The organism is Nonomuraea gerenzanensis (assembly GCF_020215645.1).
In the GTDB taxonomy this organism is placed as follows: domain Bacteria; phylum Actinomycetota; class Actinomycetes; order Streptosporangiales; family Streptosporangiaceae; genus Nonomuraea; species Nonomuraea gerenzanensis.
Genome location: NZ_CP084058.1, coordinates 6,363,146 through 6,389,419, shown reverse-complemented (window position 1 = coordinate 6,389,419; position 26,274 = coordinate 6,363,146). Strand labels below are relative to the sequence as shown.

At 73.2% G+C, this 26,274-nt stretch carries 27 protein-coding genes and 1 pseudogene; 16 read left to right on the top strand and 12 right to left on the bottom strand.

What is annotated here, in order from left to right; all coding sequences use genetic code 11:
- Positions 1-3: 3 nt before the first annotated feature.
- The gene (locus LCN96_RS29845) at positions 4-1,710 is read right to left on the bottom strand and encodes an MmgE/PrpD family protein (RefSeq protein ID WP_225265739.1); all 1,707 of its coding nucleotides are present in this window, start codon (positions 1,708-1,710) and stop codon (positions 4-6) included.
- An 87-nt stretch (positions 1,711-1,797) separates the two neighbouring features.
- Between LCN96_RS29845 and LCN96_RS56755 the strand changes: the two genes are divergently transcribed.
- The 5 genes from LCN96_RS56755 to LCN96_RS29825 all read left to right on the top strand — a co-directional run bounded on the left by LCN96_RS56755 (position 1,798) and on the right by LCN96_RS29825 (position 4,873).
- On the top strand, positions 1,798-1,932 hold the full coding sequence (locus LCN96_RS56755; protein WP_263657338.1) for a hypothetical protein: 135 nt from the start codon (positions 1,798-1,800) through the stop codon (positions 1,930-1,932).
- Between the two features lie 84 nt (positions 1,933-2,016).
- Complete coding sequence (locus LCN96_RS29840; RefSeq protein WP_397351735.1) at positions 2,017-2,136, top strand: phytanoyl-CoA dioxygenase family protein; 120 nt, start codon at positions 2,017-2,019, stop codon at positions 2,134-2,136.
- Between the two features lie 72 nt (positions 2,137-2,208).
- A complete protein-coding gene (locus LCN96_RS29835; RefSeq protein WP_311131948.1) occupies positions 2,209-3,366 on the top strand; it encodes an erythromycin esterase family protein in 1,158 nt (385 codons plus the stop codon).
- Positions 3,367-3,397: 31 nt separating this feature from the next.
- Complete coding sequence (locus LCN96_RS29830; protein WP_225265737.1) at positions 3,398-3,862, top strand: MarR family winged helix-turn-helix transcriptional regulator; 465 nt, start codon at positions 3,398-3,400, stop codon at positions 3,860-3,862.
- A 72-nt stretch (positions 3,863-3,934) separates the two neighbouring features.
- Positions 3,935-4,873: an LLM class flavin-dependent oxidoreductase gene (locus LCN96_RS29825; protein WP_225265736.1), complete on the top strand. Its 939-nt coding sequence runs from the start codon at positions 3,935-3,937 to the stop codon at positions 4,871-4,873.
- Positions 4,874-4,908: 35 nt separating this feature from the next.
- Here LCN96_RS29825 and LCN96_RS29820 read toward each other — a convergent pair whose 3' ends face one another.
- Positions 4,909-5,448 carry an LOG family protein gene (locus tag LCN96_RS29820; RefSeq protein WP_225265735.1) on the bottom strand — a complete coding sequence of 180 codons (540 nt, stop codon included), beginning with the start codon at positions 5,446-5,448 and terminating at the stop codon, positions 4,909-4,911.
- Between the two features lie 88 nt (positions 5,449-5,536).
- Positions 5,537-7,426: a S9 family peptidase gene (locus tag LCN96_RS29815; RefSeq protein WP_225265734.1), complete on the bottom strand. Its 1,890-nt coding sequence runs from the start codon at positions 7,424-7,426 to the stop codon at positions 5,537-5,539.
- A gap of 204 nt (positions 7,427-7,630) precedes the next feature.
- On the opposite strand from LCN96_RS29815, the gene LCN96_RS29810 reads away from it, so the two are divergent.
- Together LCN96_RS29810 and LCN96_RS29805 are read left to right on the top strand one after the other, a co-directional pair.
- Positions 7,631-9,019, top strand: a complete 1,389-nt coding sequence (locus LCN96_RS29810) for a cytochrome P450 (protein ID WP_225265733.1) — start codon at positions 7,631-7,633, stop codon at positions 9,017-9,019.
- A 423-nt stretch (positions 9,020-9,442) separates the two neighbouring features.
- Positions 9,443-9,898, top strand: a complete 456-nt coding sequence (locus tag LCN96_RS29805) for an ArsR/SmtB family transcription factor (RefSeq protein ID WP_311131947.1) — start codon at positions 9,443-9,445, stop codon at positions 9,896-9,898.
- Here LCN96_RS29805 and LCN96_RS57160 read toward each other — a convergent pair.
- On the bottom strand, positions 9,882-10,250 hold the full coding sequence (locus LCN96_RS57160; RefSeq protein WP_404823984.1) for an MmyB family transcriptional regulator: 369 nt from the start codon (positions 10,248-10,250) through the stop codon (positions 9,882-9,884). The genes LCN96_RS29805 and LCN96_RS57160 overlap by 17 nt on opposite strands.
- Before the next feature lie 118 nt (positions 10,251-10,368).
- Positions 10,369-10,788: pseudogene (locus LCN96_RS57155) on the bottom strand (helix-turn-helix domain-containing protein); the annotation flags it as partial.
- A 211-nt stretch (positions 10,789-10,999) separates the two neighbouring features.
- On the opposite strand from LCN96_RS57155, the gene LCN96_RS29795 reads away from it, so the two are divergent.
- Positions 11,000-12,010, top strand: a complete 1,011-nt coding sequence (locus LCN96_RS29795; protein ID WP_225265732.1) for an alcohol dehydrogenase catalytic domain-containing protein — start codon at positions 11,000-11,002, stop codon at positions 12,008-12,010.
- A gap of 10 nt (positions 12,011-12,020) precedes the next feature.
- On the opposite strand, the gene LCN96_RS29790 is transcribed toward LCN96_RS29795, so the two are convergent.
- Both LCN96_RS29790 and LCN96_RS29785 read right to left on the bottom strand, forming a co-directional pair.
- On the bottom strand, positions 12,021-12,482 hold the full coding sequence (locus tag LCN96_RS29790) for a hypothetical protein (protein ID WP_225265731.1): 462 nt from the start codon (positions 12,480-12,482) through the stop codon (positions 12,021-12,023).
- A 126-nt stretch (positions 12,483-12,608) separates the two neighbouring features.
- Positions 12,609-13,589, bottom strand: coding sequence for a helix-turn-helix transcriptional regulator (locus LCN96_RS29785; RefSeq protein ID WP_225265730.1), 981 nt, complete (start codon positions 13,587-13,589; stop codon positions 12,609-12,611).
- 121 nt (positions 13,590-13,710) lie between these two features.
- Between LCN96_RS29785 and LCN96_RS29780 the strand changes: the two genes are divergently transcribed.
- From LCN96_RS29780 to LCN96_RS29770, 3 genes are all read left to right on the top strand, one after another.
- The gene (locus LCN96_RS29780) at positions 13,711-14,106 is read left to right on the top strand and encodes a RidA family protein (protein WP_225276084.1); all 396 of its coding nucleotides are present in this window, start codon (positions 13,711-13,713) and stop codon (positions 14,104-14,106) included.
- Positions 14,107-14,204: 98 nt separating this feature from the next.
- Complete coding sequence (locus LCN96_RS29775) at positions 14,205-15,509, top strand: hypothetical protein (RefSeq protein ID WP_225265729.1); 1,305 nt, start codon at positions 14,205-14,207, stop codon at positions 15,507-15,509.
- Between the two features lie 32 nt (positions 15,510-15,541).
- Positions 15,542-18,673, top strand: a complete 3,132-nt coding sequence (locus LCN96_RS29770; RefSeq protein WP_225265728.1) for a BTAD domain-containing putative transcriptional regulator — start codon at positions 15,542-15,544, stop codon at positions 18,671-18,673.
- 77 nt (positions 18,674-18,750) lie between these two features.
- On the opposite strand, the gene LCN96_RS29765 is transcribed toward LCN96_RS29770, so the two are convergent.
- Positions 18,751-19,116, bottom strand: coding sequence for a YybH family protein (locus LCN96_RS29765; protein ID WP_225265727.1), 366 nt, complete (start codon positions 19,114-19,116; stop codon positions 18,751-18,753).
- Between the two features lie 220 nt (positions 19,117-19,336).
- On the opposite strand from LCN96_RS29765, the gene LCN96_RS29760 reads away from it, so the two are divergent.
- Positions 19,337-20,098, top strand: a complete 762-nt coding sequence (locus tag LCN96_RS29760) for a class I SAM-dependent methyltransferase (protein WP_225265726.1) — start codon at positions 19,337-19,339, stop codon at positions 20,096-20,098.
- A 221-nt stretch (positions 20,099-20,319) separates the two neighbouring features.
- A complete protein-coding gene (locus tag LCN96_RS29755) occupies positions 20,320-20,679 on the top strand; it encodes a hypothetical protein (RefSeq protein WP_225265725.1) in 360 nt (119 codons plus the stop codon).
- Here the strand turns inward: LCN96_RS29755 and LCN96_RS29750 are convergent, their stop codons facing one another.
- Genes LCN96_RS29750 through LCN96_RS29740 form a run of 3 tightly spaced genes read right to left on the bottom strand, consistent with a single transcriptional unit; the run spans position 20,680 to position 22,829 of the window.
- The gene (locus tag LCN96_RS29750; RefSeq protein ID WP_225265724.1) at positions 20,680-21,825 is read right to left on the bottom strand and encodes a hypothetical protein; all 1,146 of its coding nucleotides are present in this window, start codon (positions 21,823-21,825) and stop codon (positions 20,680-20,682) included.
- A complete protein-coding gene (locus tag LCN96_RS29745) occupies positions 21,822-22,307 on the bottom strand; it encodes a SigE family RNA polymerase sigma factor (protein ID WP_225265723.1) in 486 nt (161 codons plus the stop codon). The genes LCN96_RS29750 and LCN96_RS29745 overlap by 4 nt, the downstream gene beginning before the upstream one ends.
- A 24-nt stretch (positions 22,308-22,331) precedes the next feature.
- Entirely contained in the window at positions 22,332-22,829 is a 498-nt protein-coding gene (locus LCN96_RS29740; protein ID WP_225265722.1) for a nuclear transport factor 2 family protein, read from the bottom strand.
- Between the two features lie 125 nt (positions 22,830-22,954).
- Between LCN96_RS29740 and LCN96_RS29735 the strand changes: the two genes are divergently transcribed.
- Positions 22,955-24,010, top strand: a complete 1,056-nt coding sequence (locus LCN96_RS29735) for a helix-turn-helix domain-containing protein (RefSeq protein WP_225265721.1) — start codon at positions 22,955-22,957, stop codon at positions 24,008-24,010.
- Between the two features lie 140 nt (positions 24,011-24,150).
- Here the strand turns inward: LCN96_RS29735 and LCN96_RS29730 are convergent, their stop codons facing one another.
- On the bottom strand, positions 24,151-24,606 hold the full coding sequence (locus tag LCN96_RS29730; RefSeq protein ID WP_225265720.1) for a winged helix-turn-helix transcriptional regulator: 456 nt from the start codon (positions 24,604-24,606) through the stop codon (positions 24,151-24,153).
- Between the two features lie 85 nt (positions 24,607-24,691).
- Between LCN96_RS29730 and LCN96_RS29725 the strand changes: the two genes are divergently transcribed.
- Both LCN96_RS29725 and LCN96_RS29720 read left to right on the top strand, forming a co-directional pair.
- Positions 24,692-25,906, top strand: a complete 1,215-nt coding sequence (locus LCN96_RS29725) for an MFS transporter (protein ID WP_225265719.1) — start codon at positions 24,692-24,694, stop codon at positions 25,904-25,906.
- Entirely contained in the window at positions 25,903-26,172 is a 270-nt protein-coding gene (locus tag LCN96_RS29720) for a GIY-YIG nuclease family protein (protein WP_225265718.1), read from the top strand. The genes LCN96_RS29725 and LCN96_RS29720 overlap by 4 nt, the downstream gene beginning before the upstream one ends.
- Positions 26,173-26,274: the final 102 nt, after the last annotated feature.

Sequence of the window (26,274 nt, the reverse complement as noted above, 5' to 3'; positions counted from 1 at the left end):
CGGTTACGACGCCGCCCGGACCGTGCGTGCCAGCACGTCGTCCGCCGTGCCGCCCGCCCCCAGCTTCGTGACCGCCTCGGCCAGCTCGCCCACCTGCCCCTCCGGCAGCGCCCGGCCCGCGTTGGAGCGGAACTTCGTCTCCAGCTCCGCCGCCGAGAGCGGATGCTCGGGCCCGCCGCGCGAGGAGTCCACCCGGTGCTCCAGGGTCGAGCCGTCGCGCAGCCGCACCCGTACCACTGCCGCGAACGCCTTCGGGAAGATCTCCGAGGCCCGCTCGTCGGCCACGCACCGCACCCGGCCCGCCAGCTCCAGCCGCGCCGGGTCCAGGGCGGCGAAGTCCTCCAGCGCCAGCCCGAGCCCGCCCCCGCCCAGCAGCGCCGCCGCGACCGTGTAGGGGGCGGAGAACTTCGCGTGGTACGGCGAACGCGGCCGGACCTTCTCCTCCCACGGCTCGGCGATCGTCCGCAGCACCGGGCCGGGCACCCCCACCTCGACCTCCGCGATCCGCGACGGGTCCAGCCCGCCGCGCTGCAACGCCAGCGCGCAGTCGATGACCGGGTGGGTGAAATGGTTGGTCGGGTAGGGCTTGTACACCGTGCGCAGCAGCTCCCACCGCTCGCCCAGCCCTTCCAGCAGCGCCTCGGCGTCGTATCGTCCGCCCAGCCACGCCTGGAAGAACCCGAACCGGCCCTCCAGCACCGTCGGCGGGCCCGTCAGCCCCTCCGCGGCCAGCACCGCCGCCGACACCCCGGCGTGCGCGGCCCAGCCGCAGTGCACGCGCTTGACCGTGCCGCCCGTACGGTTCGCCTCCAGGAGGCCGGCGCCCATCGAGGCCGCCACACCCACCGCGTGCGCGATTCCGTCGGCGGTCAGCCCGAACAGCACCCCGGCCGCCACGGCGGCGCCCAGGGTGCCGCAGATCGAGGTGGCGTGCTGGCCCTGCTCGAAGAAGAGCGAGTTGCGCTCCTGCGGCAGGTAGGACGCCATGCCGAGCCGGCCGCACACCTCGACACCCGCCGCCACCGCCGCGATCAGCTCCACCCCGGACGCGCCCACGCGCTGGGCCGCGTCCGGTCGCATGCCGGGCACGTCCGGTCGCATGCCGGGCACGTCCGGCTGAGCGTGAGACGCGTCCTGGCCCGTGGCAGGGTCCGCGCGGAGGGCGGCCATGCTCTGGGCCGCCGCCAGAGCCGCGGGCACGACGGAGGCGCTCGGGTGCAGCACGGACGGCAGGTGCGTGTCGTCGAAGTCGAGCGCGTGTGCCAGGGTGCCGTTGACCAGCGCGGCCGACGGCGCGGGCAGCCGGTCGCCGCTGCCGATCGCGGTCGCCTCGCCGGCGCCGCCCCACCGCCGCACGGCTCGCAGCACCGCCGGAGCGGCGTCGCCGTCCGGGTCCGCGTAGGCGGCCAGGCAGTTGCCGAGCACGTCGAGCACCCGGCCCGGCACGTCTTCGCGCACCGCCGCCGGCAGCTCCCCGTCCCTGCACGCCACCGCGAACTCGGCCAGCCGCCGCACGAACGTCATCCGATCTCCTCCCATGCCGTCGCCGTCCCATCGTCCGCGAGAACGGCTGCGTACCGGAAGGGTGGAGATGACGGGCGCGGGCACGGGGCCGCCCGGCTTCCACGGGCGGCCCTGGCCCCGGTTGCGCGGCTCGCGCTCATGCGCGTGCTCCAGCTCGGCCGGATCCGCACTCCACTGCCCCCGCACCTCCCCATGAGCGTGGCCATGCTCGTGCGCGTACGTGAGCGAGGCGTTCAGCAGCTCGCGTCATTTCCGGCGCCGGGAACGTGGGAGGTGCCGACCGCGGGCTGGCACTTCGGCTTCCCAGCGCGGGGCGCGGGCGGGGCCGCCCTGCTGCGGAAGTGGCTCGGCTTCCTGGCGCCGCTCGGCGGGCGCGGCGGAGCCGGGGCGTTCGCCTGCGGTCCGTGACGCGGTGTTCGCCATGCACCCGCACCGCAAGGACCTCCGGCGGCTGACCACGGGAGTGTCGGTGGGCGATGTCCCGTGGGGGTGGTGGAGCTCACGGGGGAGCCGGGCGACGTCGTCTTCCTGCACCCCCATCTCCTGCACGCCCCCGCGCCCAACCACTCGGGCGCCGCCCGGCTGATGGTGACGGGAGGTCTCTTCGTTTGAGACTTTCGGGCGGACAAACCGCGAAATCTTCTCAAAGTCTCAATCGACGTTTCAGCGATACGATTTACCCACATGAGTCAGGACATTCGCGACTTCATCGCCACTTCATGCGACCTCCTCGCGCTCGGCGAGCCCACCCACGCGGTGCCGGCCTTCGGCCACGTCCGCAACGCGCTGCTCGCGCAGCTCGCCGAGCACGGCTTCCGTTCGATCGCCCTCGAGACCGACCGCGTCGCCGCGCTCGCCGTGGACGACTACGTACGGGAGGGCATCGGCGACCTCGACACCGTGCTGACCGAGGGCTTCTCCCACGGCTGGGGAGCCATGGAGGCCAACAGGGAGCTCGTCACCTGGATGCGCGAGCACAACAGGAACCGCCCGCCCCAGGACCGGCTCGCCTTCCACGGCTTCGACGCGCCCACCGAGAACTTCAGCGCCCCCAGCCCCCGCCCCTACCTCGAACACGCCCGCGACTACCTGGGCCTCGACCTCGATCTCGCCGTCGGCGCGGGTGACGACGAGCGCTGGAGCCGTACCGAAGCGATCATGGACCCGGCGAGGTCGCCGGGCGCGAGCGCGGAGGCCCGCCGCCTGCGTGCGATCGCCGGCGACCTGCTCGCCGCCCTGGACGCCCGCGAGCCGGCGGCCGGCTCGCGCGCCGCCTGGCTCAGGGCCAGGACGCACCTCACCGCCGGCCTCGCCCTGCTCCGCTACCACAAGCAGGCGGCCGTGCCCCTCGACCAGAACGAGCGGGTCACCCGCCTGTCCGCCACCCGCGACGCGATCATGGCCCAGAACCTCCTCGACCTCCGCGCCATCGAGGCCGGGCGCGGGCCGACACTGGTCCACGCGCACAACTCCCACCTGCAGAAGAGCACGAGCAGCATGAGCGTGCCCGGCCTGGAGCTGCGCTGGATCGGCGCGGGCGCCCTGGTCGCGCACCTGCTGGGCGACCGGTACGCCTTCGTCGCCGGCAGCCTGGGCCGCAGCGAGCCCATCGGCGTCACCGAGCCGGACCAGGACACGTTCGAAGGCCACCTGCAGGCCCGGTTCACCACCTGGGGCCTGGCCCCCGCCGACCTGCCCGGCAGCGCCCGCACCCGCACCGACACGGGGCCGCAGCGGAACGGCTACTTCCCTCTCGACGCCGCGATGCTCGACGGCGCGGACGCCGTCATGCACCTGGCCGACAGCACCCTGGTGCGCGGCGGAGTCTCGCACCCGGCATAGTTCGTGTCGCGAATTTTGCTATTCTTGGCCGGTGAATGAGCAAGCCGACGGCCCGATCGGGGTGGTGGCCGCGCTGGTGCGGTCCACGTTCCTGGTGAACGCCGTGTACGAGGGCTCCGCCCGCGAGTACGGCCTCACCCAGCAGCAGGGGCAGCTGCTGTGCGTGCTGATGGCGCGCCCGTACGGGATGGGTGACCTGGGTGCGGTGCTCGGCCTGGCCAAGTCCAGTCTGACCGGCCTGGTGGATCGCAGCGAGCGCAACGGCCTGGTGGAGCGCAGACCCGATCCGCAGGACTCGCGGGCGGTGCGGGTGCGACTGACCGCGCGGGGGGCCAGGCTCGCCGACGAGTTCTACGCCGAGACCTGCCGCCGCGTGGCGGAGCTGACCTCCCGGATGGCGGCGGACGAGCGCGACGCGCTGGCCGCCCTGCTCGGCCGGGTGGTGACGGACAACAAGGTGCCCGCCGTCTTCGTGGAGCCGGACAGGTCGCACTGAGGGTTGCAGTTCGTGTCACGAACTAATATGGTTCGTGACACGAACTGTTGTCCTTTTGTGAAAGGCGGGGCAATGTCCCACCATGATGTCGTCTTCGGGTTCGGCACGCATCCGGGGCTCGACGACATACCCGAGTTGCTGCGCCTGACCCAGCAGGCCGACCGTGACGGGCTGGACCTCTTCACGCTGTCCGACCACCCCTACCTCGGCGGGCGGCTGGACGCCTACGCCGCGCTCGGGTTCGTGCTCGGCCGCACCCGTCACCTCGCCGGTTTCGCCAACGTCACCAACCTGCCGACCCGGCCGCCCGCCATGCTGGCCAGGACCGTGACGTCCCTGTCGGCGCTGTCGGAGGGCCGGATCGTGCTCGGCATGGGCGCGGGCGGGCTGTGGGACCGCATCGCCGACATGGGCGTGCCGAGGCTGAGCCCGGGCGATGCCGTTGACGCCTTCGAGGAGGCGATCGTGCTGGTCAAGCTGCTGTCGGGCGGTGGCGCTCCGGTCACCTTCGAGGGCGCCCACTACCAGGTGCACCGGATCGAGCCCGCTCCCGTCGCGGCGCCGCCGGTGTGGACCGGCTCGGTCGGCCCCAAGTCCCTGGCCGCCACCGGCCGCGTGGCCGACGGCTGGATCCCCGGTCACGCGGCCGACTGGCTCAGCGCCCGCTACCGGTCCTCCAGGCCGGTCATCGACGAGGCCGCGGCGGCCGTGGGCCGCGACCCGGGCGAGATCCGCACGGTGTTCAACCTTCCCGGGCGCATCACCGAGCGGCCGCTGCCCGCCACCCGCGACGACGAGGGCCGCTGGCTCGGCGGCTCGGTCGGCCAGTGGGTCGAGGAGCTGACCGGGGCGGTGCTGGAGCACGGCGCGTCGGGCTTCACGCTCTTCGCCGCCGGTCACGGCGCCGTCGATGCGACCACGCTGGCCCGCTGGGGTCAGGAGGTCGCGCCCGCCGTACGGGAGGCGGTCGGCAAGCAGGCTCAGCCCGTGCCGGGCGACTCCTCAAGGTAGGCTCAGCCGACGCCGGGCGACTCCTTCAGGCAGGCTCAGCGCATGCCGATCGACTCTTCCAGGTAGGCCATCGCCCCCACGGGCTCCTCGGCGAAGAAGACCAGGTCGGTCAGGGGGCGAGGGAGGAACCCCTCGTCCTCCATCCGCCGGAACTGCTCCTTGAGCCCGTCGTAGAAGCCCGCCGTGTTCAGCAGCACGACGGGCTTGTCCGTGCGCCCGTGCTTCTTCAGCTCCAGGATCTCGGTGGCCTCGTCGAGCGTGCCCGTGCCGCCGACCATGATGACCACCGCGTCGGCCTTCTCCAGCAGCAGCTTCTTGCGCTCGGCCAGGTCCGCCGCGACGACCATGTCGTCCACGCCGGGGCGCACCTTGGCGACCAGGAAGTCCACCGAGACGCCCATCAGCCGCCCGCCCGCCGCGTGCACCCCGTCGGCCACCACTTTCATCAGGCCCACGTCCGAGCCGCCCCAGACCAGCGTGTGCCCGCCCTTGCCGATCAGCTCGGCGAACTCGCGGGCGGGGCGGGTGTAGGTCTCGGGCAGGTCGGCGGCCGACAGGAAGACACAGATGTTCATGAGCACCACCGTAAGGGGTGCCCGCGGCCTCCTCGCACGAGGTCAGGAGCGGCCCCGGGACGGGGGGAGGGGCGGCGCCGTACGGGGGTCAGAGGTGGCGCCCCCACCAGTCGAGGATGGCCTCGAAGCGGGCCACCCGGTGACTGGGCAGCCCCGAGCGGGACAGCTCGTGCCCCTCCCCGGGGAACAGCAGCAGCTCCGCCTCCACCCCGCGCAACCGCAGCTTGACGAACAGCCGCTGCGCCTGCTCCACCGGGCAGCGCCAGTCGTGCTCCGAGTGGATGATCAGGAACGGGATGTCGATCTTGTCGGCGTGCGTGAGCGGGCTCTGCTCCACCCAGCGCGCCGGGTCCTCGCCGTACATGTCGTGGGCGAACGACCATCCGATGTCGCTGCTGCCGTGGAAGCTGTCGATGGCGTTGACCGCGCGCTCGCTGATCGCCGCCCTGAACCGCTCGCCGTGGTGGGCGGCCAGCCACGTGGTCATGAAGCCGCCGTGCGAGCCGCCGAGCACCCCGGCGCGGGAGGCGTCCAGGCCGCCCGTGGCCAGCGCGGCGTCGAGCAGCGCCAGCAGGTCGACGGCCGACAGGCGGCCGACGTCGCCGATGATGTGCCGGCCGTGCGCCTGGCCGTAGCCGGACGAGCCGCGCGGGTTGCCCATGACGACCGCGTACCCGGCCGAGGCGTAGACCTGGGCCTCGTCGAAGACGTGCCAGCCGTACTGGGTGAACGGGCCGCCGTGGATCATGAGGAGCACCGGGTGCGGGCCCTCGCCGGCGGGGCGGACGATCCAGCCGTGCACCGGGTAGCCGTCGGGGGCCGTGCCGGTGACCTCCTCGATGGGCAGCACGTCCAGGTCGCGGCCGAAGGAGGTGAGCGTGCGCTCGCCGCCGTCGCGCAGGGCGACCAGCTCGCCGGGGGTGCGGGCGTCGGCGACGGTCACGACGGTGACGTCGGCGGCCTGCGCGACGGCGGTGACCTCGCGCGGCCCGCCGATCAGGACCTCCGGCTCGGTGCCCGCGTACGGCACGCGCAGCAGGTCCTTGGCGCCCCGGTTCTCCACGGTGACGAGCACGCCGTCGGCGGTCGGCACGTACGGGGCCTCGCAGAGGTGGAGGCGTTCCTCGTCGGTGAGGCGGCGGGTCGCGCCGCCGGCGAGCGGCACCAGCCAGAGCCCGAGGTTCCTGCAGACCAGCTTGCGGCCGTCGGAGCCGGCGGTGGAGCCGAGGAAGCACACCGAGGCGCCGTCGGGGGTGAAGCGCGGCGCGGCGGCCAGCAGGTCGGTGGCGGTCAGCCGGCGCAGGCCCGAGCCGTCGGGGGCGGCGACCCACACGTCATTGGTCAGCGTGGTGTCGCGCTCGTCGTGACGGGCGGCCACGAACGCCAGCAGCGAGCCGTCCGGGCTCCACGCCACCTCGCCGTGGTCGAAGTCGCCCTCGGTGACCTGGGTGGGGGAGTGCTCCTCGGCGAAGGGGTCCACGACGAAGACGTGCGCGCGCCGGTCGAGGTAGAAGCCCAGGTCGTCCCACCGGAACTGCAGGCCGGTGATGCGGCGCGGCCGTTCCTTGTCCGGCTCGCCGTCGCCGTACCGGCCCTCCTCGGGCACGCGCGCGACGAAGGCCAGCCGCCGCGAGTCGGGGCTCCACACCGGCTCGCTGACGCCGAGCGGCTGGTCGGTCACCTTCCACGGCTCGCCGCCGGCGGTCGGCATCACGTACAGCTGAGGTTTGGCGCCGTCGCCGCCGCGCACGAAGGCCAGCCAGGCGCCGTCGGGGGAGTAGGCGGGCGCCGCGTCGCGCGGGCCCCGCGTCAGCCGGCGCGGCTCGGTGGAGCCGTCCGTCCGGACCAGCCACAGGCCACCGCGGTACTCATCGGACTCCAGGTCGGGCCGGGTGACGGAGACGATCGCATGCTGCCCGTCGGGCGAGATCGTCGGCGCGCCGAGAGCATGCAACTGGGAGATGTCCGCTGGTTTCATGCGCATGACCCTAACCGCAGCGCCCCGGCGGCACAGCGGCGCGAGGATCACAACTTCCTTCTTCCCACACCCCCACCTTTGGTTACAATTTGTGATGCTGCACACCTTCTGCGTGAATCAGCCGTAAGCTCCCAGAGCGCGTCACCCGTCCATGATCCGCGACGGCGTGACGGCGGAGCAGCGAGCAGAGAGGTAGTTCAGCACGTGACCCAAGGCCCGTGGCCCCAGCAGCCCCCCGCCCCCTCGGCACCGTCGACCGCCGAGCCACTGCTGACCAGGGACTACGACGCGAACCCCGCACTGGTGCACGAAAGACTGCGCAAGATCCACGGTCCCGTCGCGCCGGTGGACCTCCTCGGGGTGCCCGTCTGGTTCGTCATGGGGTACGAGGAGGTGCTCCGCGTCCTGCAGAACTCCGGGGGCGTGTGGAGCAAGCGCCCGGACAGGTGGAAGGCGCACGCGGAAGGCCGGATCCCGGCCGACTGGCCGCTGCTGCCCGTCTTCCAGGTCAACAACTCCACCTTCCAGGACGGCGCCGCCCTGAACGAGCTGCGGCACGCCTGGAGCAGCGCGCTGGCTCCGTTCCAGGACCAGGGCCACCCACAGGGGCAGCAGCTGGAACAGGCCGTGGTGCGGTACGCCGACGACCTCATCGGCGTGCTGGCCGAGGGCGGCACCACGGGGGTGGCGGACCTGGCCGCGCAGTACGCGCGCCCGCTGCCGCTCATGGTCGCCAACCGCATGCTCGGCTTCCCCGCCACCCGCGGCGAGGACGTGGTCATGGACATCTGGCGGATGATCGACGCCGGCTCCGACGCGGCCGCGGCCTTCGAGCGCCTGTACGCCGCCATGACCGAGCTGGGCGCCGCCAAGCGCGGGACCCCCGGCGACGACCTGCCGTCCTACCTGATCAAGGCCAAGCCGGACCTCACCCTGGACGAGCTGGCCCGCGAGCTGCTCATGCTGCCCGGCCTGCTGGACTTCACCGCCAGCCTGGTCTGCAACGTGGTCGTCGAGGTCGCCTCCAACCCCGACGTGCGCGAGAGCCTGTCGGTGGGGGCCATCGACGAGACGGTGAACAGGGTCGCCCTGCTCAACCCGCCGATGGCGAACCTGACCTTCCGCTACGCGCTCACCGACGTGAAGCTGGGCAACTACACCGTCGCCGCCGGCGATCCCGTGATGCTCTCCGTCGCCGCCGCCCACCGGGACCCGCGCTTCGCCGGGGCCATCGACTGGAACGCCATCCGCACCACGCGCGCCCACCTCGCCTGGGGCGCGGGACCGCACAACTGCCTCGGCCAGCTCCTGGCGACCCGGATCACCGCCATCGCCGTGCACCGGCTCTTCAAGCGCCTGTCCAAGGTGAAGCTGGCGCTCCCGGCCGACCAGCTGCCCTGGCGGCCGTCCCCGTTCATGCGGGCACTGCGGTCGCTGCCCGTCCAGTACGAGCTCGCCCCGGCTCCCCCTCAGACGCGGACCGGTGGCGACGAGCCGCCCGCCCCGGAGGCGTCCCCGGCGGAGGGCGAGCCCGCGGCGAAGTCCCGTTCCCCGCTCTGGACCTTCCTGCGAGGCCTGCGCCGCCAGCGCTGACACCGGGCGCGGGTGCCTCCTCGAACGCGCACCCGGCCGGCATCACGGGATGGGGCACCTCGGCGGGCGAGAGGTCCGGCCGCCCGGTGGTCCCGGCTCCGGACGGGCGCAGGCCGCGCGTCTGTCCCGGCAGGCGCTCCTGGGCGTCGAGCAGCAGCCTCGCGATGGTCGCGGCCCGGATCGGCGCGCCCGGCACAGGCCATGGGTGCGCCATGGGTCGCGCCATGGGCAGTGCCACGAGATGCGCCACGAGATGCGCCACAAGACGCGCCACAAGACGCGCCACAAGACGCGCCACGGGACACGCCACAGGACACGCCGGGGGGAGCGCCTCCCAGAGGACGCGTGATCGCGGGCGCCGCGTCGCCCGCACGGGCGTCGTACCATGGCGTGCCAGCCCCGACCGTCCGAGGAGGAGACCGCGTGGCCCGCCCGAAGACCACCCCGCGCACCGTCGACAACCCCTCCGCCGGCGAGGTCACCCTCCAGCAGTTCCTCGAGGCGGTCGCCGACCCCGTGCGCCGCTCGATGATCGCGCAGCTCGCCGTCGCGGGCCACGACCTCAGCTGCGGCACCTTCGACCTGCCCGTCTCCCGCTCGACCGCCACCCACCACTTCAACGTGCTGCGCGAGGCGGGCATCATCCACCAGCGCTACGAGGGCACCACCAAGATCAACACCCTGCGCCCCGACGACCTCGACACCCGCTTCCCCGGCCTCCTGCCGGCCGTCATCGAAGCGTGCGTCCGCGAAAGCGGCCGGGCCACCGAGGCACCCGTCCGTGAGAACGGCCAGGCCACCGAGATGCCCGTCCGTGAGAACGGCCAGGCCACCGAGACGCCAGCCCGCGACGACGACCAGGTCAGCGCGGCCCGCTAGCGGCGGGCGCGGCAGCGTCGGCGCCCCAGCTCGCCAGCAGCCGCAGCGCCTCCTCCGACGCCGAGCCGGGCTCGGCATGGTAGGTCGACAGCGACTGCTCCTCATCGCCGGGCAGCGAGAAGTTCTCGTAACGCAGCGCCAGCTCCCCCACCAGCGGATGCACGAGCCGGACGGTGCCGTGCGACTTGCGTTTGACGTGATGCGCCGCCCACCGCGCGCGGAAGCCCTCGCTGTGCGCCGACAGCTCCCCGACCAGCGCCACCAGCAGCGGGTCGTCCGGATGCAACCCGGCGTCGAGCCGCAGGTTGCCCACCACGTCGGACGCCTTGGACTCCCAGTCGGCGAACAGCAGCCGCGCCGCCGGATCGAGAAAGGTGACCCTGGCCCAGTTGCGATCCTCCCGGGGCGCGGGCCGCCCAGTCGCCGAACAGCGCGGACGCCGCGGCGTTCCACGCCAGCACGTCGGTGCGGCGGCCCCACACGTAGGCGGGCACGCCCTCCATCGCGGCCAGCAGCTCCAGCAGCGCGGGCCGGACCTGCCGATGCTGCGGCTCGGGGCGCCGCCGGCCCGGCCTGGCGAGGTGCAGCAGGTGGGCGTGCTCGGCGTCGGACAGCCGCAGCGCCCTGGAGATCGCGTCCAGCACCTCGACCGAGACGTTGCGCACGTTGCCCTGCTCCAGGCGCGTGTAGTAGGCCATCGACACGCCCGCCAGCCGCGCCAGCTCCTCCCGCCGCAGCCCCGGCACCCTGCGCCGCCGCCCGTGCTCGGCGAGCCCCACGTCGCACGGCCGCAGCCGGGCCCTGCGCGTGCGCAGGAACTCGCTCAGCTCCGCACGCGGGCCGAGCCGCCGCTGCTGACCCGACACGGCCGCCGGGGGATGGGTAGCCATGGATTCAGTATCGCGGCAGGTCGCCGTGGGCGGCGCCGTCAGCCTGTCCCTGCTGGTGGTAGGCACGGCGGACGTACGCGGAACGCGGACCTGGGCAACCCCGGACAGGCCGGGCACCCTGATGGCGACACACCAGAGCCCGCCTCGCGGACGACCGGCGCGGCGACCGCTTGAATGACACCAGCCGAACAGAGATCGAGGTCTGCCTTTCATGCTTACGGCCCTTGCCACCGCGGCCGGCGAGCCGCTGACGCTCACCGAGCGTGAGGTGCCAGAACCCGGACCGGGCGAGGTCCTCGTCAAGCTCGTCGCGTGCGGGATCTGCTACACGGACCTGGACCTGCTGCGGGGCCACTGGCCGATCGCCCGCTTCCCGGTGGTGCCCGGCCACGAGATCACCGCGGTGGTGGCCGCCACCGGCCCTGGCGTGTCGTGGCCGGCGGCCGGCACGCTCGTGGGGGCGCAGTTCCTCGGCGACTCCTGCCGCCACTGCGACTACTGCGTGCGCGGCGACCAGATCCTCTGCCCGCGCAAGCGCATCACGGGCATCGTCATGGACGGCGGCTACGCCGAGTACGCGGTGCTCAAGGCCGACTTCGTGACCCCGCTGCCCGAGGGGCTCGACCCGGTCGCCGCGGCGCCGCTGATGTGCGCGGGCCTGACCGCGTTCAACAGCCTGCGCCAGGCCGGGATCACCGCCACCTCGCGGGTCGCCGTCATCGGCACCGGCGGCGTCGGCGCGCTGGCGGTACGCTACGCCGTCGCCATGGGCGCCCGCGTGGCCGTCGTCGGCCGCTCCCACCGTGGCGAGGCCACGGCACGCGAGCTGGGCGCAGAGCGCTTCGTCGCCACCCAGGACACCGACCCGGCCGAGGCGCTGCGGGCGTGGGACGGCGGCGCGAACCTGATACTCAACGCCGCCCCGTCCACCTCCGCCGCCGCCGCGACCCTCACCGGCCTGGCACCCGACGGCACGCTCGTCCTGTGCGGGTACGGCCCCGAGCCGCTGACCCTGCCCGCCCAGCCGATGGCGCTCAACCGGCTGCACGCCATGGCCAACCCGTCCGGCTCGCCGCACGACCTGCGCGACACGCTGGCGTTCTCGGCCGTGCACGGCATCCTGCCCGAGGTCACCACGGTCGGCCTGGGCGAGGCGAACGCGGTGCTCGACGCCATGGCCGAGGGGCGTGCGGGCAAGCGCTCGGTCATCACCTTCGGCTGACGCGCGCCGCTCAGGCCAGGGCCGCGATCTCGATCCGCGTGCTGTCGGTGCGGGAGACCAGGCAGGGGAACCCGACGTTGCCCTTCTGCAGGCTCTCACCCATGAACGAGGTGAGGCGGCTGGTGCGCTCGATCTCGTACGGGCCGCCGCCGCCCTGCGGGGTGACCCGTAGCCGCAGCAGCCAGATGTAGCGGCCGTTGAGCTTGTTGGAGGTCTGCTCGGCGCCCAGGACGGTCGCGTCGCACGGCACCGCCGCGGCGCGCTCCTCGGCGGTGAACGTCCGCAGCGCGGCGGACTCCAGGCTGCCGAACGAGAGGGACCCCATGGTCAGCATCCCCGCCCCCAGGAACAGGAAGAAGGCGCTGACGTACGCGCCGACCCGGGTCTCGGGCCTGCGCCGCAACCTGAAGAACAGCACCACGCCCACGATGAACGCGATCACGGCGGCGGTCCCGAAAACGATCGATGCCATCCTGGTTCTTCCCCACACACCCTGCTTCGTTCCGACTCCGGTAGCCGATCACGCGGCGCTTGCACGGCGGCTGCAGCCCGCATGATCGCGCCGTCACCGCGGTGACGTGACCTCGGAGCGGTGCCGTCACCGCGGTGACGGGACCTCGTAGCGGGCGGCGAGCGCGGCGGCGCGGTCGCGCAGGTAGGCGCGCAACCACTGCGGAGCCAGCGCCTCCGCGTCCAGGCCGAGCTGCCACAACGCCCACTTGGCGTGCCGCGCGTCCTGGAAGGCGACCTCCAGCCGCAGCAGGCCGTCCGCGTCGGTCTCCTCGCTGCGGACGGCCAGCGCGGTGCCCAGCAGCTCCTCCCGCCGCGCGGGTCTGACCCGCAGCAGCACGGCGACCTGGTCGCCGCCCGCTCTGAACCGCGTGCTGCGCTCCTGCCAGGCCCGGCCCAGATCGACCCGCTGCGGTCGCTGCGCGGGCTCGGGCAGCTCCTTCGCCGCCAGCACCCTGGACAGCCGGTACGTACGGTCCTCGCCGGATCTCGTGGCCAGCAGGTAGCCCCGGTCGCGGATGGTCACCAGGCCGATCGGGTCCACCGTGCGCCACTTCGGGGGCTCGTCCGCCGCCGCGTAGTGGATCTCCAGCCGGCGCCCGGCGAACACCGCGCGCAGCACCTCAGCCGCGATGGCGTCAGGCACCTCCTCGGTCACCAGCCGGCGTGAGAGCAGGTCCGTCTCCGGATCGATGAGCAGGCGCTCGGCCGCGCCCGCCGCGGTGTCACGGTAGCTGTCCGGCAGCGCGTCGACCACCTTGAGCATGGCCGAGGCGAGCGCCGAGCCCAGGCCGAACGCCTGCGCGCCGCGCCGCGACCCGGCGACCAGCAGGGCCAGGGCCTCGTCGGGGTTCAGCCCGGTCAGCTCGGTGCGGAACCCGGGCAACAACGCGAACCCGCCGTGCCGGCCGCGCTCGGCGTAGACCGGGACACCGGCCGCCGACAGCGCCTCGATGTCACGCAGCACGGTGCGGGTGGACACCTCCAGCTCGCGGGCCAGCGTGGCGGCCGACAACCGGCCGTGCTGTCGCAGCAGGAGCACCAGCGAGACCAACCGGTCGGCGCGCATGCGAGAACTCTATCGAGATACACGACACAGGATGTCGTGATTTGTTGGCAGGCTCATCTCCGCGACGCCGCAGGTGGCGGCGTCCCAACTCCCCATGAATCGGAATGGAGCCGATATGACGATGCAGCGAACGGCGGTCAACCCGTGGCCGTGGTCGGTGGAGCTGGGCTACAACCAGGCCGAGCTGGTCTCCGGGCACACCCGCACCCTGTACTGCTCGGGGCAGACCGCGATGAGCGGCGACGGCAAGCCCGAGCACGCAGGGGACATGGCGGCACAGCTCGCCCTGACCCTGGACAACCTGGAGGCCGTGCTCGCCGAGGCCGGGATGTCGCTGGCGGACCTCGTCCGGCTGAACGTCTACACCACCGACGTCGACCTGCTCTTCCAGCACTACGGCGTGCTGGCGGCACGGCTGGGCGCCGCCGGGGCGGCGCCGGCCACCACGATGCTCGGCGTGACCCGGCTGGCGATCCCCGACTTGATGGTCGAGCTGGAGGGGACCGCCGTCGCGTGAGGTGACCCCCGGAGGTCGCGGGAGGAAGATCGACTTCGCTGGACCGGCTCGCTAGGGTGAGGCGTTTCGATCTTCCTCCGACGTCTGGACGTGAACACGTGCGTCGCTACCGGCTGGCCGTTCCCGCCCTGCTCGTGACGGGCGCCTACGTGGCGACGCTCGTGGTCGTGCCGGCACGCGGGGATCACGCGCTGATGCACCGGCTGACGCTGCTGCACGACGAGGAGGAGGGGCTGCTGAGCGCGCTGCTCGGCCCGAATGTGCCGGTGATGGTGCTGGCCGGTGCGGTGTCGGCGTGGGCGTTGTGGCAGAGCCTGCGAGGGCCGGCGGTCGGACGGGCGGCGGAACCGGACCGGGCGGTGCGGGCCTTGCGCGTGGCACTGTACGCGGCGGTGGCGTCCTGCCTGGTGTACGCCGTCGTGCCGGAGTGGCCCCAGGGGGCGCGGGTGATCGACGCGGGGCTGATGGCGGCGGTCGTGGTGGGCTTCTTCCTGGTGCTGCGGCGCACTGTCGGCCATGCCGGGCTGCTGCTGGGGGCGGGGTTGCTGGCCCAGGCGATCTACGTGGCCGACGAGCTGGGCGCGCCGGTGCGGGACCTCGACGTTCTCGCCGCCGTGGCGGAGGCCGTGTGGTGGGTGCTGGTGTGGGTGGCGCAGTGGCGGGACGGGCGGTGGCGGCGCGACACGGTCGGGTACGGCGCCGGCATGCTCGTCGTGCCGCTCGCACTCATCCTTCTCACGGCGTTGCTGGCGGCGATCTGGGTGAGCTTCGTGCCGTTGGCCATCGGGGTGAGGCGGGAGGGCACCGTGTTCGTCGAGGCGTTCCTGCTGATCTGGCTGGCCCGGTCCGCCCATGACCTCGGCGAGGCACGCGGCCGGGCCGCGCCGGCGCGGCCCGGGCGGTTGCCGGCGGCCGGGCCGCCCTGGCTGGCCGCGACCGTCAGGATCGGCGCCTGCGCGGTCCTGCTGCTGCCGCCTCTGGTCAATCTCTACAACGGTCACGTGTTGTGGTTCTCCGCCCATGCCCCGGCGAGATGGCTGTCCAGGCTGGTGGGGGACGTGCTCATGGCGGGCTGGTGGGCGTTCGAGCTGTTCGTCGGGATCGGCGGGCCGGCTGTCGTGGTGCTGGTCGCGTTACGGACGGGGAGCGGACGCATGCGGTGGGCGGCCACCCTGGGACTGCTCGTGGCGGCCCTGGCGGGGCTGATGGTGGAGATCATCCCCTGGATGCCCGACCGTTACCATCTCGACCTCTTGTCCGGTTACGACCTGGATCTGAACCTCGATCAGGCCATCTCGCCGCTGTGGTTCACCGCCGCCTGTCTGGTGTCGGCCGCCCTGCTGTGGTGGGACCACGGCCTCCGGGCCGTCCCGGTGCGGACGCTCGCGAAGGGCGGCGATTAGTCGTCCTGGCGTTGTTTCGGCAGAATGCGGATGTGCGAGTTGGATTGCTCGGGCCGTTCGAGGTCCGGAACAGCGACGGGGCCCTGCTGGACGTTCCCGGGGCTCGGCTGCGGGCGCTGCTGGCCGTGCTGGCGCTCGATCCCGGCCGGATCGTCACCCGGGCCAGGCTGGTGGACTGGATCTGGGGGGAGCAACCGCCCGCCGACGAGGTGAACGCCTTGCAGGCGCTGGTGTCCAGGCTGCGCAGGGTGCTGCCGGACGGCGTGATCGAGGCGGAGTCCGGCGGCTACCGGCTGGCGGTCGCCGCCGACGCCGTGGACGTCTCCCGGTTCGAGCAGCTGGTGGGCCAGGCCCGCGCGGCGGAGCCCGAGATGCGGGCGGAGCTGCTGCGTTCGGCGCTGGAGCTGTGGCGCGGCCCCGCCATGGCCGACATCGCGCTGCGCGACAGCGAGGCGTTCGACGCCGTGGTGGTGCGGCTGAACGAGCTGCACGTGACCGCGCTGGGGGACCGGGTGGACGCCGACCTCCGGCTCGGACGCGGCTCGGAGCTGGTGTCCGAGCTGACGGAGCTGGTGGCCACGTACCCGATGCGGGAGGGCTTCGTGGCGGCGCTGATGCGCGCGCTCGCCGAGGCGGGGCGCGGGAACGAGGCGCTGACGCTGTACCAGCGCACCCGCGAGCGGCTGGCCGACGAGCTCGGCGCCGACCCTTCCGCCGAGCTGTCGGCGCTGCACACCGCGTTGCTGCGCGGCGAGCTGGGCGAGCGGGCGCAGAGCAACAGGACGAACCTGCGCGCCGAGCTGACGAGCTTCGTCGGCAAGGACGAGGACCTCGCCACGGTGGCCGGGCTGGCCGTCAAGCACCGGCTGGTCACGCTGACCGGGCCGGGCGGCTCGGGCAAGACCCGGCTGGCCACGGAGACGGCGCGGACGATGCTCGGCGAGCTGCCGGACGGGGCCTGGCTGGTCGAGCTGGCCTCGGTACGCGCGGGCGGCGAGCTGGCGCAGGCGGCCCTGACCGCGATCGGCCTGCGCGACCAGGGGCTGACGGGCAACGCGCGCGGCGGCGACTCGCTGGACCGGCTCATCACCGCGATCAGGGAACGCGCGATCCTGCTGGTGCTGGACAACTGCGAGCACGTGATCGAGGAGGCGGCGGCCTTCACCGACCGCCTGCTCGGGGAGTGCAGGAGGCTGCGCATCCTGGCCACGAGCAGGGAGCCGCTCGGGATCACCGGCGAGGTGTTGTGGCAGGTCGAGCCGCTCGCGCTGCCCGTGAAGGGGGCCGAGCCGGGTGCGGTGATGTCCTCGCCCGCGGTGCGGCTGCTGCGGGACCGGGCGGAGCTGGTGCGCAAGGGCATCGGCTCCGACGCCGGCACGCTGGCCGCCATGGCGCGCATCTGCCAGGCGCTCGACGGGATCCCGCTGGCCATCGAGCTGGCCGCGGCGCGGCTGCGTACCATGTCGGTCGATCAGCTCGCGCGCCGGCTCGACGACCGCTTCCGCCTGCTGACCAGCGGCAGCCGCACGGCGCTGCCGCGGCACAAGACGCTGCGCGCGGTCGTCGACTGGAGCTGGGACCTGCTGAGTGAGGCCGAGCGCGGCGTGCTGCGGCGGCTGTCGGTCTTCTCCGGCGGGGCGAGCCTGGAGGCGGCCGAGCGGGTGTGCGGCGGCGAGGTGTTCGCCGGCGAGCCGGTGCTCGACGTGCTGACGGCGCTCACTGAGAAGTCGCTGCTGCAGGCCGACGGCGAGGGCACGCCGCGTTACCGCATGCTCGACACCATCAGGGAGTACACGGCGGACCGGCTCGCCGAGGCGGAAGAGACCGAGTCGGTGCGGCGGGCGCACCTGGAGCACTTCATCGAGCTGGCGGAGACGGCCGAGCCGCACCTGCGCAAGGCCGAGCAGCTGGAGTGGATGGCCAGGCTGGAGGCGGAGCACGACAACATCGTCGTGGCGCTGCGCGGGGCGATCGCCGAGGGCCGTGCCCTGGAGGCGATGCGGCTGGTGGCGGCGGCCGGCTGGTACTGGTACCTCGGCGGGCACCGGGCCGAGGGCACCGAGCTGAGCATCGCGGCGGCCTCCCTGCAGGGCGAGGTGCCCGACGAGGTGCGGGCGGTGGCGTACACGATCGTGACGGTGTTCGTCACCTCCGGGTACGGCGACCAGTTCCGGGCGCGGGAGTGGATCCAGGAGGCGCACCGCTACATCCAGCGCAGCGGCTACCGCAACCCGATGCTGGGGTTCGTCGTGCCGCTGGAGCGGTTGCTGCATGACGCGACGGACTTCCTGTCGGCGTTCGACCCGCTGGTCGTCGACGACGACCCGTGGGTGCGCGCGCAGGCCAGGCTCGCCCGTGGCCGGTTGCGGCTGTCGATCAGCGGCGACGAGACCGGCGTCGACACGGACGCGGAGCTCGCGCTCGCGGAGTTCCGGGCGCAGGGCGACCGGTGGGGCATCTCGCTGGCGCTGATGTTCCTGGCCGACCGGCTCGCCATGCGCGGCGAGTTCGCGCGCGCGTGCGCGTGCTTCGACGAGGCCGCGGTGGCGCTGACCGAGCTGGGCGCGACCGAGGACGTGGTCGGGGTGCGGGCGCGGCAGGCCCAGTTGCACTGGCTGCTGGGCGACGAGCGGGCCAGCGCCGCCGCGATCGCGGACGCCCAGCGGTTCGCGGGCGGCATCGCGTGGCCGGACGCGCTCGCCCAGCTGGAGATGGCCAGGGCGCACCTGGCGCGCTGGCGCGGCGAGCCCGACGCGGCGCACCGGCACCTGGCCACGGTGCTGGAGCACGCCGACCTGGGCGACGTGGTGTACGTCGGCGCCATGAACCTGTACGGCTATCTGACCGAGGACCTGGAGGAGTCGCGCGGGCGCCGGGCCGAGGCGTTCCGGGTGGTCGTGCCGCAGGCGTATCCGCCGCTGGTCGCCGAGGTGCTGGTCGGGGTCGCGGACGTGGCCATGCGGGAGGGTGAGTACGAGCAGGCCGTGCGGTTGCTGGGGGCCAGCGACGGGGTGCGGGGGGCTGTGGACCGGTCGCTGCCGGATGCGGCCAGGATCGCGGCGGATGCGCTTGAGCGCCTGGGTGAGAGCGGGTTCGCCGAGGCGATGCGTGATGGGCAGAAGCGGGATTGGCGGGAGCTGGCCGAGGTCACGCTCGGGTCCTGAGCCGAACGCCGTGAGGTGACACGCCCGGAACGCCCGCGCGCTTGTGCGCTCGTGCGGTGGCTCCGGGCGTGCGGTGGTCAGCGGCCGGGGGTGACGAACTCCGGCTGGTCGAGGACGCGCAGCCAGCTGCCGTCCGGCTGGCGGCGCACGACCTGCGCCCGGGCGCCGGCGCCGTCCTTGGGCGGGGTCGAGGTGAGAGCCAGGTCACCGCTGATCAGCGTCGGCAAGGGCTGCTCGGGCTCGAACTTCGGCCGGTTGGCCAGCACCTTCTCCCAGAGTGCCTGGATCGCGGCGCGGCCGACGGTCCGGCTGCCCGGCGGGTAGGCGACCACCGCGTCCTCCTCGTAGAGCGCGGCTACTCCGGCCGCGTCCCCGGCGTTGGAGCGCTCGACGAACAGCCGGGTGAGGTCTTCCGGCCGCATGGCCTTTTCGTATGCGTTCATGAGGGTTTCTCCCCATTCGGTTGCTTGTTCTGGGTTGTCTCCAGCCTGCCCAAGCAGGATCTAGAAGTCCAACAGCTAGCTGTGATCCGCCCCATAAGCGAACGTTATGGAAGCGTGTCAAGCATTGCGGATCGCCGCACTGGGTGCATATCGTGCCGATGTATCTACTCGATATATCGGGCTGGCGGTTCGCGGCAGCCCGGAGATGCGGGGAGCTGCGATGAGGCGGATCGACTACGACACCGAGCAGTACCAGGACTACGCGCGCGGCCGCGCGCTCAACGAGCGGCAACTGCAGACCTGGATCAGCGCTTTCGAAGGGGTCCTGCCCGAGCGGCGTCCGCTGACCGGGCTGGACGTCGGCTCGGGGACCGGCCGGTACACCCCCGCCCTGGCGCGGACGTTCGGGCCGGTGACGGGCGTCGAGCCGTCCGTCCGCATGCGCGAGATCGCACAGGAGCGCTCCGCACATCCTGACGTGCGCTATCTGGCAGGCTCCGCCGAGGACCTGCCCGTGCCGTCCGGCAGCGCCGACTACGCGCTGCTGTTCCTGTCCTGGCACCACGTCCAGGACAAGCCGCGAGCCGTACGGGAGCTGGCCCGGGTGCTCAAGCCCGGCGGACGGCTGCTGCTGCGCGCGAACTTCAGCGATCACCATCCCCGGCCGTGGTGGCTGGCGCACTTCCCCCGGGGGTACGAGGCGGACGCCGCGTTGTTCCAGCCGCTGCACGAGGTGATCGCGATGTTCACGTCGCAGGGCTGGCGCGTCAGCGGCTTCCGCACGGTCGTCGAGCCGTCCCCCGGCACGCGCGCCGACATGCTCGAACGGCTGCGCCTGCGTACCCTGTCGTTCTTCGCGCAGCTCACGCCGGATGAGCTGGAGATCGGCTTCCGCCGCCTGGAGGAGGCCGTCGCGGCGGATCCGGGTGCGCCGGCGCCCGTGTTCGCGGAGCCGCTGCTCACGCTCGAACGTCGGGAATAGTGCCGGGCCTGGTTGACGTCCGCCGGCTTGCGTCGCCTCCGGTACGTCTGAGGAGATGGGCAGCATGACGATCACGCCCGGCGCACGCTCCTGCGCCGAGATCCGTAGCCACCTCAAGGACCGGCTCAACCAGGCGCTGCGCCGGCCCGGCATGTTCGGCGGTGAGACGGCTCTGCGCTTGATCTTCGATCACCTGGCTCACGCGGGGGGCGGGAGAAGGAGTGGGAGCAGGCGTTGCGGGCGCTGGAGTCCCGGGGCGCCTTCGACTCCGTCGGAGCGAGGAGCACGCGTCCCTCTGCCGGACCATCACCACCTGGGCCGCCCAGAACCGCACCCTCACCGACGTACGCCGGCGGTTCGGCCCGCCCTCCGTGCTCTTCGGCGGCACGAACCCGCAGTTCGGCAAGGCCCTCGCCTACCTGCCCGAACGGGCTACGGGACCGATCGTCTGCTGCCACCTGTGGAACGGGCGGCCCGCCCGCGACGAACCCGTCCTCCTGGCCATCCGCACAGGCAGGGGAGCGTTCAAGGACACCTTCACCTTCACCCCGGAAGGAACCCGGCACCGCCACCCGGCCTGATCACGACCCCGGGTGATCCTCCCGCCACACCTCCGCACCGTCCTCGCCGTACCCCACGATCCGGAACCCGTCGCGATACAGATCCGCACTGTGCCGCTGCGTCCCCGCGAACAGCCGGAACCCCCCGATCCGCCACGGATCCGCCCTGGTCGTGGCCTCCACGGTCGTGCCGTCGCGGAAGACCAGCCTGACCCGGGCGGTCCTGTCGCTGGTGATGCCGAACCAGTGCTCCCCGTGCTCGCCCAGCTCCACGTCCATCGGCTTGCCCGCCATGTCGACCAGGGGCCCGCCACGGCCGGGCGCCGCCCCGCCGGCGGACAGGGTGTGGGTGCGGCCGACGGCCCGGCCGTCCAGCTTCCAGATCAGGGTCTGGTCGGGCGTCTCGTACAGGCCCGCGACCAGCTTGCCCGGCATCTGCAGGGTGCGGCCCACCGGTTCCGCCGAGGCTTCCGGGGCGGCCAAGGGCTGCCGTTCGAGGCGCGTGATCGGCTTGCCGGCGGCGTCCGTGACCTCGAAGGCGGTCACCTTCTGGGCCGAGGGGACGGTGACGGTCCAGATGCCGCGGGGGGTGCCGGTGGGGTGGTGGATCGTGGCCGGGAGCTTGCCGGTCGAGGTGACGGCGGTGACGCGGGCGACCTCGGGGCCCGCGGTGCCGTAGTACAGCAGCAGGCCCGTCGCCGGGCCGGGGAAGCGCTCGGTGGAGCCCTGCTCGGACGCCGCCTCGCCGCCGAGGGGCTCGCCGCAGGACGCGGTGCTGCCGCCGCTCCTGTCCTGCGTTCGTACGCACAGGGCCGTGCCCGCGTCGGTACGGGCGTACCAGAGGGAGATGGGCCGGTTCTGGGAGGGGTTGTCGAGCAGAACGGCCTCGCCGATCCGGTACGCGTCGGCCGTGTAGTCCTTGGGCGGCAGGTCGGGCGCGATGGTGCTGGTGGCGACGTCGCCGCGATCCGTTCCGCGCGTGGCGGCCAGGCCGGCGGGGACGGCGACGGCCACCACGCAGACGCCCGCCACCAGCGCGGTCCTCGCCGTCCTGCGCCTGTTCGAGCGCGCGACCACCTCGGACGGCAGGCGCGGCGGCGCCTTCGGGGCCCGCTCGGCGGCCCTGCCGAGCTCGGCACGCAGGAGGGTTTCCAGCTCGTCGGTCATGCGTGGGTTCCGTTCGCCGTCGGGTCGGGCAGGATGGTGCGGAGCTTGGCCAGGCCGAGCGAGGCGTGACTGCGTACGGTCCCGCGCGAGACCCCCAGCACGGCGGCGATCTCCTCGTCCGAGAGATCCTCGTAGTAGCGCAGCACCAGCACGGCGCGCTGCTTCTTCGGCAGGCCGTCCAGCGCCGGCCAGAGGCCGTCGTCCGACGGCGGCCGGTCCGTCTGCGCCGTGTCGGGCAGCGCCCAGTCGAGCCGCTCGCGCCTGCGCAGCCGCCACGCCCTCATGTGCAGCCTGGTCATGATCATCCGGGTGTACGCCTCCGGCGCCTGTTTCTGGCGTACGCGCGGCCAGGCGCGGTGCAGCCGTACCAGCGCCTCCTGGGTGAGGTCGGCCGCGTCGTGCGGGTTGCCGCTGAGGAGGTAGCCGTAGCGCAGCAACGCGTCGGCCCGCTGCGCCGCGAACTCCTCGAAGCGCTCATCCAATGAGCTCTGCCTTTCCTGGTTCCGTCATGGTGATAGAGCACCGTGCCCGCCGGACTGTTGAACGGCCGCCGAAGCTGATCGCCGCTCACCGCTGGACGCAGGGGCGGGTGAACGGAACCAGGCCGCGCCGCGCTGCGTGTCCATGTACTCGCGGACCCGCTTGATCAGGCCCGACTCCAGCTCGAAGACGAAGCAGTACTCGTTGTCGTAGTGGCCGCCGTGGCTCAGCGTGGCCTGCAGCCGCAGCTCGGCCACCACGGTGTCACCGTCGGCGTGGAAGCCGCCGAAGCGGATCGACACGTCCTCGACGAACACCGTGGCGAACTCCTCGGTGAGGAACCGCACGATCCGCTCCCGTCCGATGAGGTGGTGGGTCCCGTCGAGGGCGAGGGACGTCGCGTTTCCGGCGGGCGCGAGCCACTGCGCGTCGGGCGCGAAGAGGGCGGCGACCTGGACGGGGTCCCGGGTGGCGAAGATCTTCCACGCGTCGATGACGAGCTGCTTGTTCGAAACCGCGGTCATGGGGCGGCCTTTCTGTCGATGGAGGCCCCGATTCTGCCGGGCGAACGGCCACCGGATCCGGCCTGGACTAGCAGCTTGTCCGGATCTGTCCGATCTGGTGGGCCGGGAGGTGCCATGCTGAGGGGGTGAACGCCGTCGGCGCCGTCGTGACCACCGGCATCTACTGCCGCGACGACTGCCCGGGCCGCCCCCTGCCGGCGAACGTCACCCGCTTCCCGTTCGCCGCCGCGGCGGAGGCCGCCGGTTACCGGGCCTGCCATCGCTGCCGCCCGTACCGGCACGAGCCGGCGGACGCGGGCGACATGCCGGAGCTGGTGTGCCGGGCCGTCCGGCTCATCGCCGACGGGGCGCTGGACCAAGCGACGGAGAGCAGTCTGGCCGACCGGCTGGGCGTGTCGCCGCGGCACCTGCGGCGCATGTTCCTCCAGTACGCGGGGGTGAGCGCCGACCACCTCGCCCGCTCCCGGCGCGCGCACTTCGCCCGCCGGCTGCTCGACGACACCGACTTGCGGGTGTCCGAGATCGCGTTCGCCGCGGGGTTCGGCAGCGTGCGGCAGCTCAACCGCGTTCTCGCCGAGGTGTTCCGCGCCACCCCGCGCGAGCTGCGGGCCCGGCGGCGGGCCGCCGACCGGCTGCGGGCGGATGGCGGGCTGGCCATCAGGCTTTCCCACGACGGATCCCTCGACTTCGCGGACGCGCTGCGGCGCCTGTCGGCGCGCGCGACGGCGGCCGTGGAGATGGTGGCCGGTGGCACCTACCGGCGGACCATCCTGGTGGACGGTGACCCCGGCATGATCGAGATCAGCCGGCGGTCCGCGACGGAGCTGGTGATGGTCGCCCATCTGCCCCGGCTCGACGGCCTGATCCACCATGTCCGCCGGGCGCGGCGGATCTTCGCCCTGGACGGGCCGGGGGAGCCGTGTGGCGCCTGGGATCCGTTCGAGGCGGGCGTGCGCGAACTCGTGCGTGCCGGGGTGCCGGACGCCGAGCGGGCGGGGGCCGTCATGGCGGACCTCGCCCGCCTGTTCGGTGCGTTCGTGCCGGGTCTCGCTCCGGCCGGGCTCAGCAGGGCGTTCCCGCAGCCCGGCGCGCTGGCGGAAGCCCCGCTCGGCGTCCTGTCCCTGCCGGAGGCCACCGCGCACGCCCTACGGGCCTTGGCACGCGGCGTTCCCTCCGAATGACGCGCGGTGCGTGCCGCCCGGATGACGCACGTAGCGTGCCGCCCGGATGACGCGCGGGAGTGTGCCGCCCGAATGACGCGCGCAGCGTCCCGTCCGGGTGACATACGGAGCGTTCCGTCCGGTGATGTGTGCCGGCCGGCTCAGGTGATCTTGCGGACGTGTGACGCCCCGGCGGACAGCGGCGTGCCGTCCTGCCCGGACGGGCGCAGCTCGGGCAGCTCCCGCCCCTGCTCGTCGACGAGGACGGAGTGCGGCTCCCCCGGGGCGAAGGCATGACGCTCCCCCCACTGGCGCAGGGCGACGACGGCGGTGAAGAGGTCCTGCCCGGCCTCGGTGAGCCGGTAGCTGTGCCTCCGGCCGTCACCCCCGTCGGCGCTCTTGGCGAGGATGCCCTGCTCGACCAGCTTGCGCAGCCGGTCGGTGAGGATGTTGCGGGCGATCCCCAGCCGCTGGTGGAACTCGGTGAACGTGGCGGCCCCGTCCATCGCGTCGCGGACGATCAGCAGGCTCCACCGGTCGCCGACCAGATCGACGGTCCGGGCGACCGGGCAGGCCGGGTCGGTCCACGAGCTTCCCGTAGCGAGCGTGACGTCCACTGGCCTCTCCAAGATGGGTTGCGATTTGAAACCATTATGCCCTAGCTTCCAATGAGTTGCATTTTGAAACCTTTCGGAGGCGGGTATGGCGTCGGGGTTGACGGGAAGGCGGCGGGCCGTGCTCGCGCTGGTGTGCGCGGTGGCGGTGTCGGTCGTCTACGGGATCCAGCCGGTCATCGAGGCCGCGGGCCGGGACCTCGGGCTGGACGAGGGATCGCTGGGATGGCTGGTCGCCGCCGGGCAGATCGGCTACCTGGCGGGGCTGGTGCTGCTGGTCCCGCTCGGTGACCTGGTGGATCGGCGCCGGCTCATCACGGTGCACCTGCTGCTCACCGCGGCGGGTGCGGGGGTGGCCGCCATCGCGCCCGTGGCCGCCGTGGCGATCGCGGGACTGGCCCTGGCCGGGCTGTTCGCCGTGGTCGTGCAGATCACGGTGGCCTACGTCGCCGCCGTCTCACCGGCGGGCGAGCGGGGCCGCAACATCGGCGCGGTCACCTCCGGTGTGGTCGTCGGGATCCTCGGCGTGCGGGTGGTGGCGGGCACGCTGGGCGAGCACGCCGGCTGGCGGGTCGTCTACCTCGTCATCGCCGGGCTCTGCGCCGCGCTCGCGCTCGCCGCCCGGCTCACGCTGGAGCCCGAGCTCCGCCGTCCCCGCGCCAGCTACGGCGACGCGCTGTCGGAGCTGGTCAGGCTGGCCGCCGGTGACCGGCTCCTGCTGAGCCGGGGGCTGGTCGCGTTCTTCCTGTTCGCCTCCTTCGGCACGTTGTGGAGCGGGCTGGCCCTGCCGCTCGGCGACGCGCCGTGGCACCTCGGCAGCACCGAAGCCGGGCTGTTCGGGCTCGCCGGTCTGACGGGGGCGCTCGGCGCGGCCCGGGCCGGACGGTGGGCCGACCGGGGCCGGGCGCCCGCCGTCACGTGCTGGGCGCTGGCGGTGCTCGCCGCCTCGTGGCTGCTGATCGCGCAGGCGGGGTCGTCGTTGTGGCTGCTGATCGCCGGCGTCGTGGTGCTGGACTTCGCCGTACAGGCTGTGCACGTCAGCAACCAGCACCTGCTCACCACCGCCCGGCCCGACCGGAGCAGCGGCGTCATCGGCGCCTACATGGCCTGCTACTCCCTCGGCTCCGCGCTCGGCGCGGTCACCACCACCTGGGCCTACAGCGCCGCGGGCTGGACCGCCGCCAGCCTGCTCGGCGCTGCCTACGCCGGGCTCGGGCTGCTCGCCGCCGTCCTGACCCGGCGCCTGCCACGGTACGCTCAGGCGCTGATCCAGCCGCCGCGCGAGCCGGAGGAGGCCAGGTGAACGAATGGGGCGAGGCGGGGCTCGCGGTCCTGCGGGCCGCCGCCGCGCACGCGCCGCGCGAGGCCGGCGTCTACCTCTTCCTCGGCGAACGCGGCTTCCTCGGCGAACGCGACGAGGTCCTCTACGTCGGCAAGGCGGCCGACCTGCGCCGGCGGCCGCGCCGGCACGCGGCGGTCCGCGCTCCCGCCTCGCGGCTGCACCAGCGGTACGACCTCGTCCGCCGGGTCGGCTGGGAGATCGCCGCCGACGAGGTGGCCGCGGCCTGACGCGAGGCGGATCTCGTCTACGCGCTGCGCTCGCCGTTCGACGCCGATCGGGGCCTGCGCGGCTGGTTCTCGAAGAGGTCAGACCTGTGCTCCATGGACCCG

Excerpts from the sequence above, each read along its gene's own strand:
- LCN96_RS29785 (WP_225265730.1), bottom strand. The coding sequence starts at position 13,589 with ATGCGCGCCGACCGGTTGGTCTCGCTGGTGCTCCTGCTGCGACAGCAC.
- LCN96_RS29725 (WP_225265719.1), top strand. The coding sequence starts at position 24,692 with ATGGCGTCGGGGTTGACGGGAAGGCGGCGGGCCGTGCTCGCGCTGGTG.
- LCN96_RS29765 (WP_225265727.1), bottom strand. The coding sequence starts at position 19,116 with ATGAACGCATACGAAAAGGCCATGCGGCCGGAAGACCTCACCCGGCTG.
- LCN96_RS29820 (WP_225265735.1), bottom strand. The coding sequence starts at position 5,448 with ATGAACATCTGTGTCTTCCTGTCGGCCGCCGACCTGCCCGAGACCTAC.
- LCN96_RS29790 (WP_225265731.1), bottom strand. The coding sequence starts at position 12,482 with ATGGCATCGATCGTTTTCGGGACCGCCGCCGTGATCGCGTTCATCGTG.
- LCN96_RS29835 (WP_311131948.1), top strand. The coding sequence starts at position 2,209 with ATGAGTCAGGACATTCGCGACTTCATCGCCACTTCATGCGACCTCCTC.
- LCN96_RS29795 (WP_225265732.1), top strand. The coding sequence starts at position 11,000 with ATGCTTACGGCCCTTGCCACCGCGGCCGGCGAGCCGCTGACGCTCACC.
- LCN96_RS29750 (WP_225265724.1), bottom strand. The coding sequence starts at position 21,825 with ATGACCGACGAGCTGGAAACCCTCCTGCGTGCCGAGCTCGGCAGGGCC.
- LCN96_RS29740 (WP_225265722.1), bottom strand. The coding sequence starts at position 22,829 with ATGACCGCGGTTTCGAACAAGCAGCTCGTCATCGACGCGTGGAAGATC.
- LCN96_RS29815 (WP_225265734.1), bottom strand. The coding sequence starts at position 7,426 with ATGAAACCAGCGGACATCTCCCAGTTGCATGCTCTCGGCGCGCCGACG.
- LCN96_RS29825 (WP_225265736.1), top strand. The coding sequence starts at position 3,935 with ATGTCCCACCATGATGTCGTCTTCGGGTTCGGCACGCATCCGGGGCTC.
- LCN96_RS29780 (WP_225276084.1), top strand. The coding sequence starts at position 13,711 with ATGCAGCGAACGGCGGTCAACCCGTGGCCGTGGTCGGTGGAGCTGGGC.
- LCN96_RS29760 (WP_225265726.1), top strand. The coding sequence starts at position 19,337 with ATGAGGCGGATCGACTACGACACCGAGCAGTACCAGGACTACGCGCGC.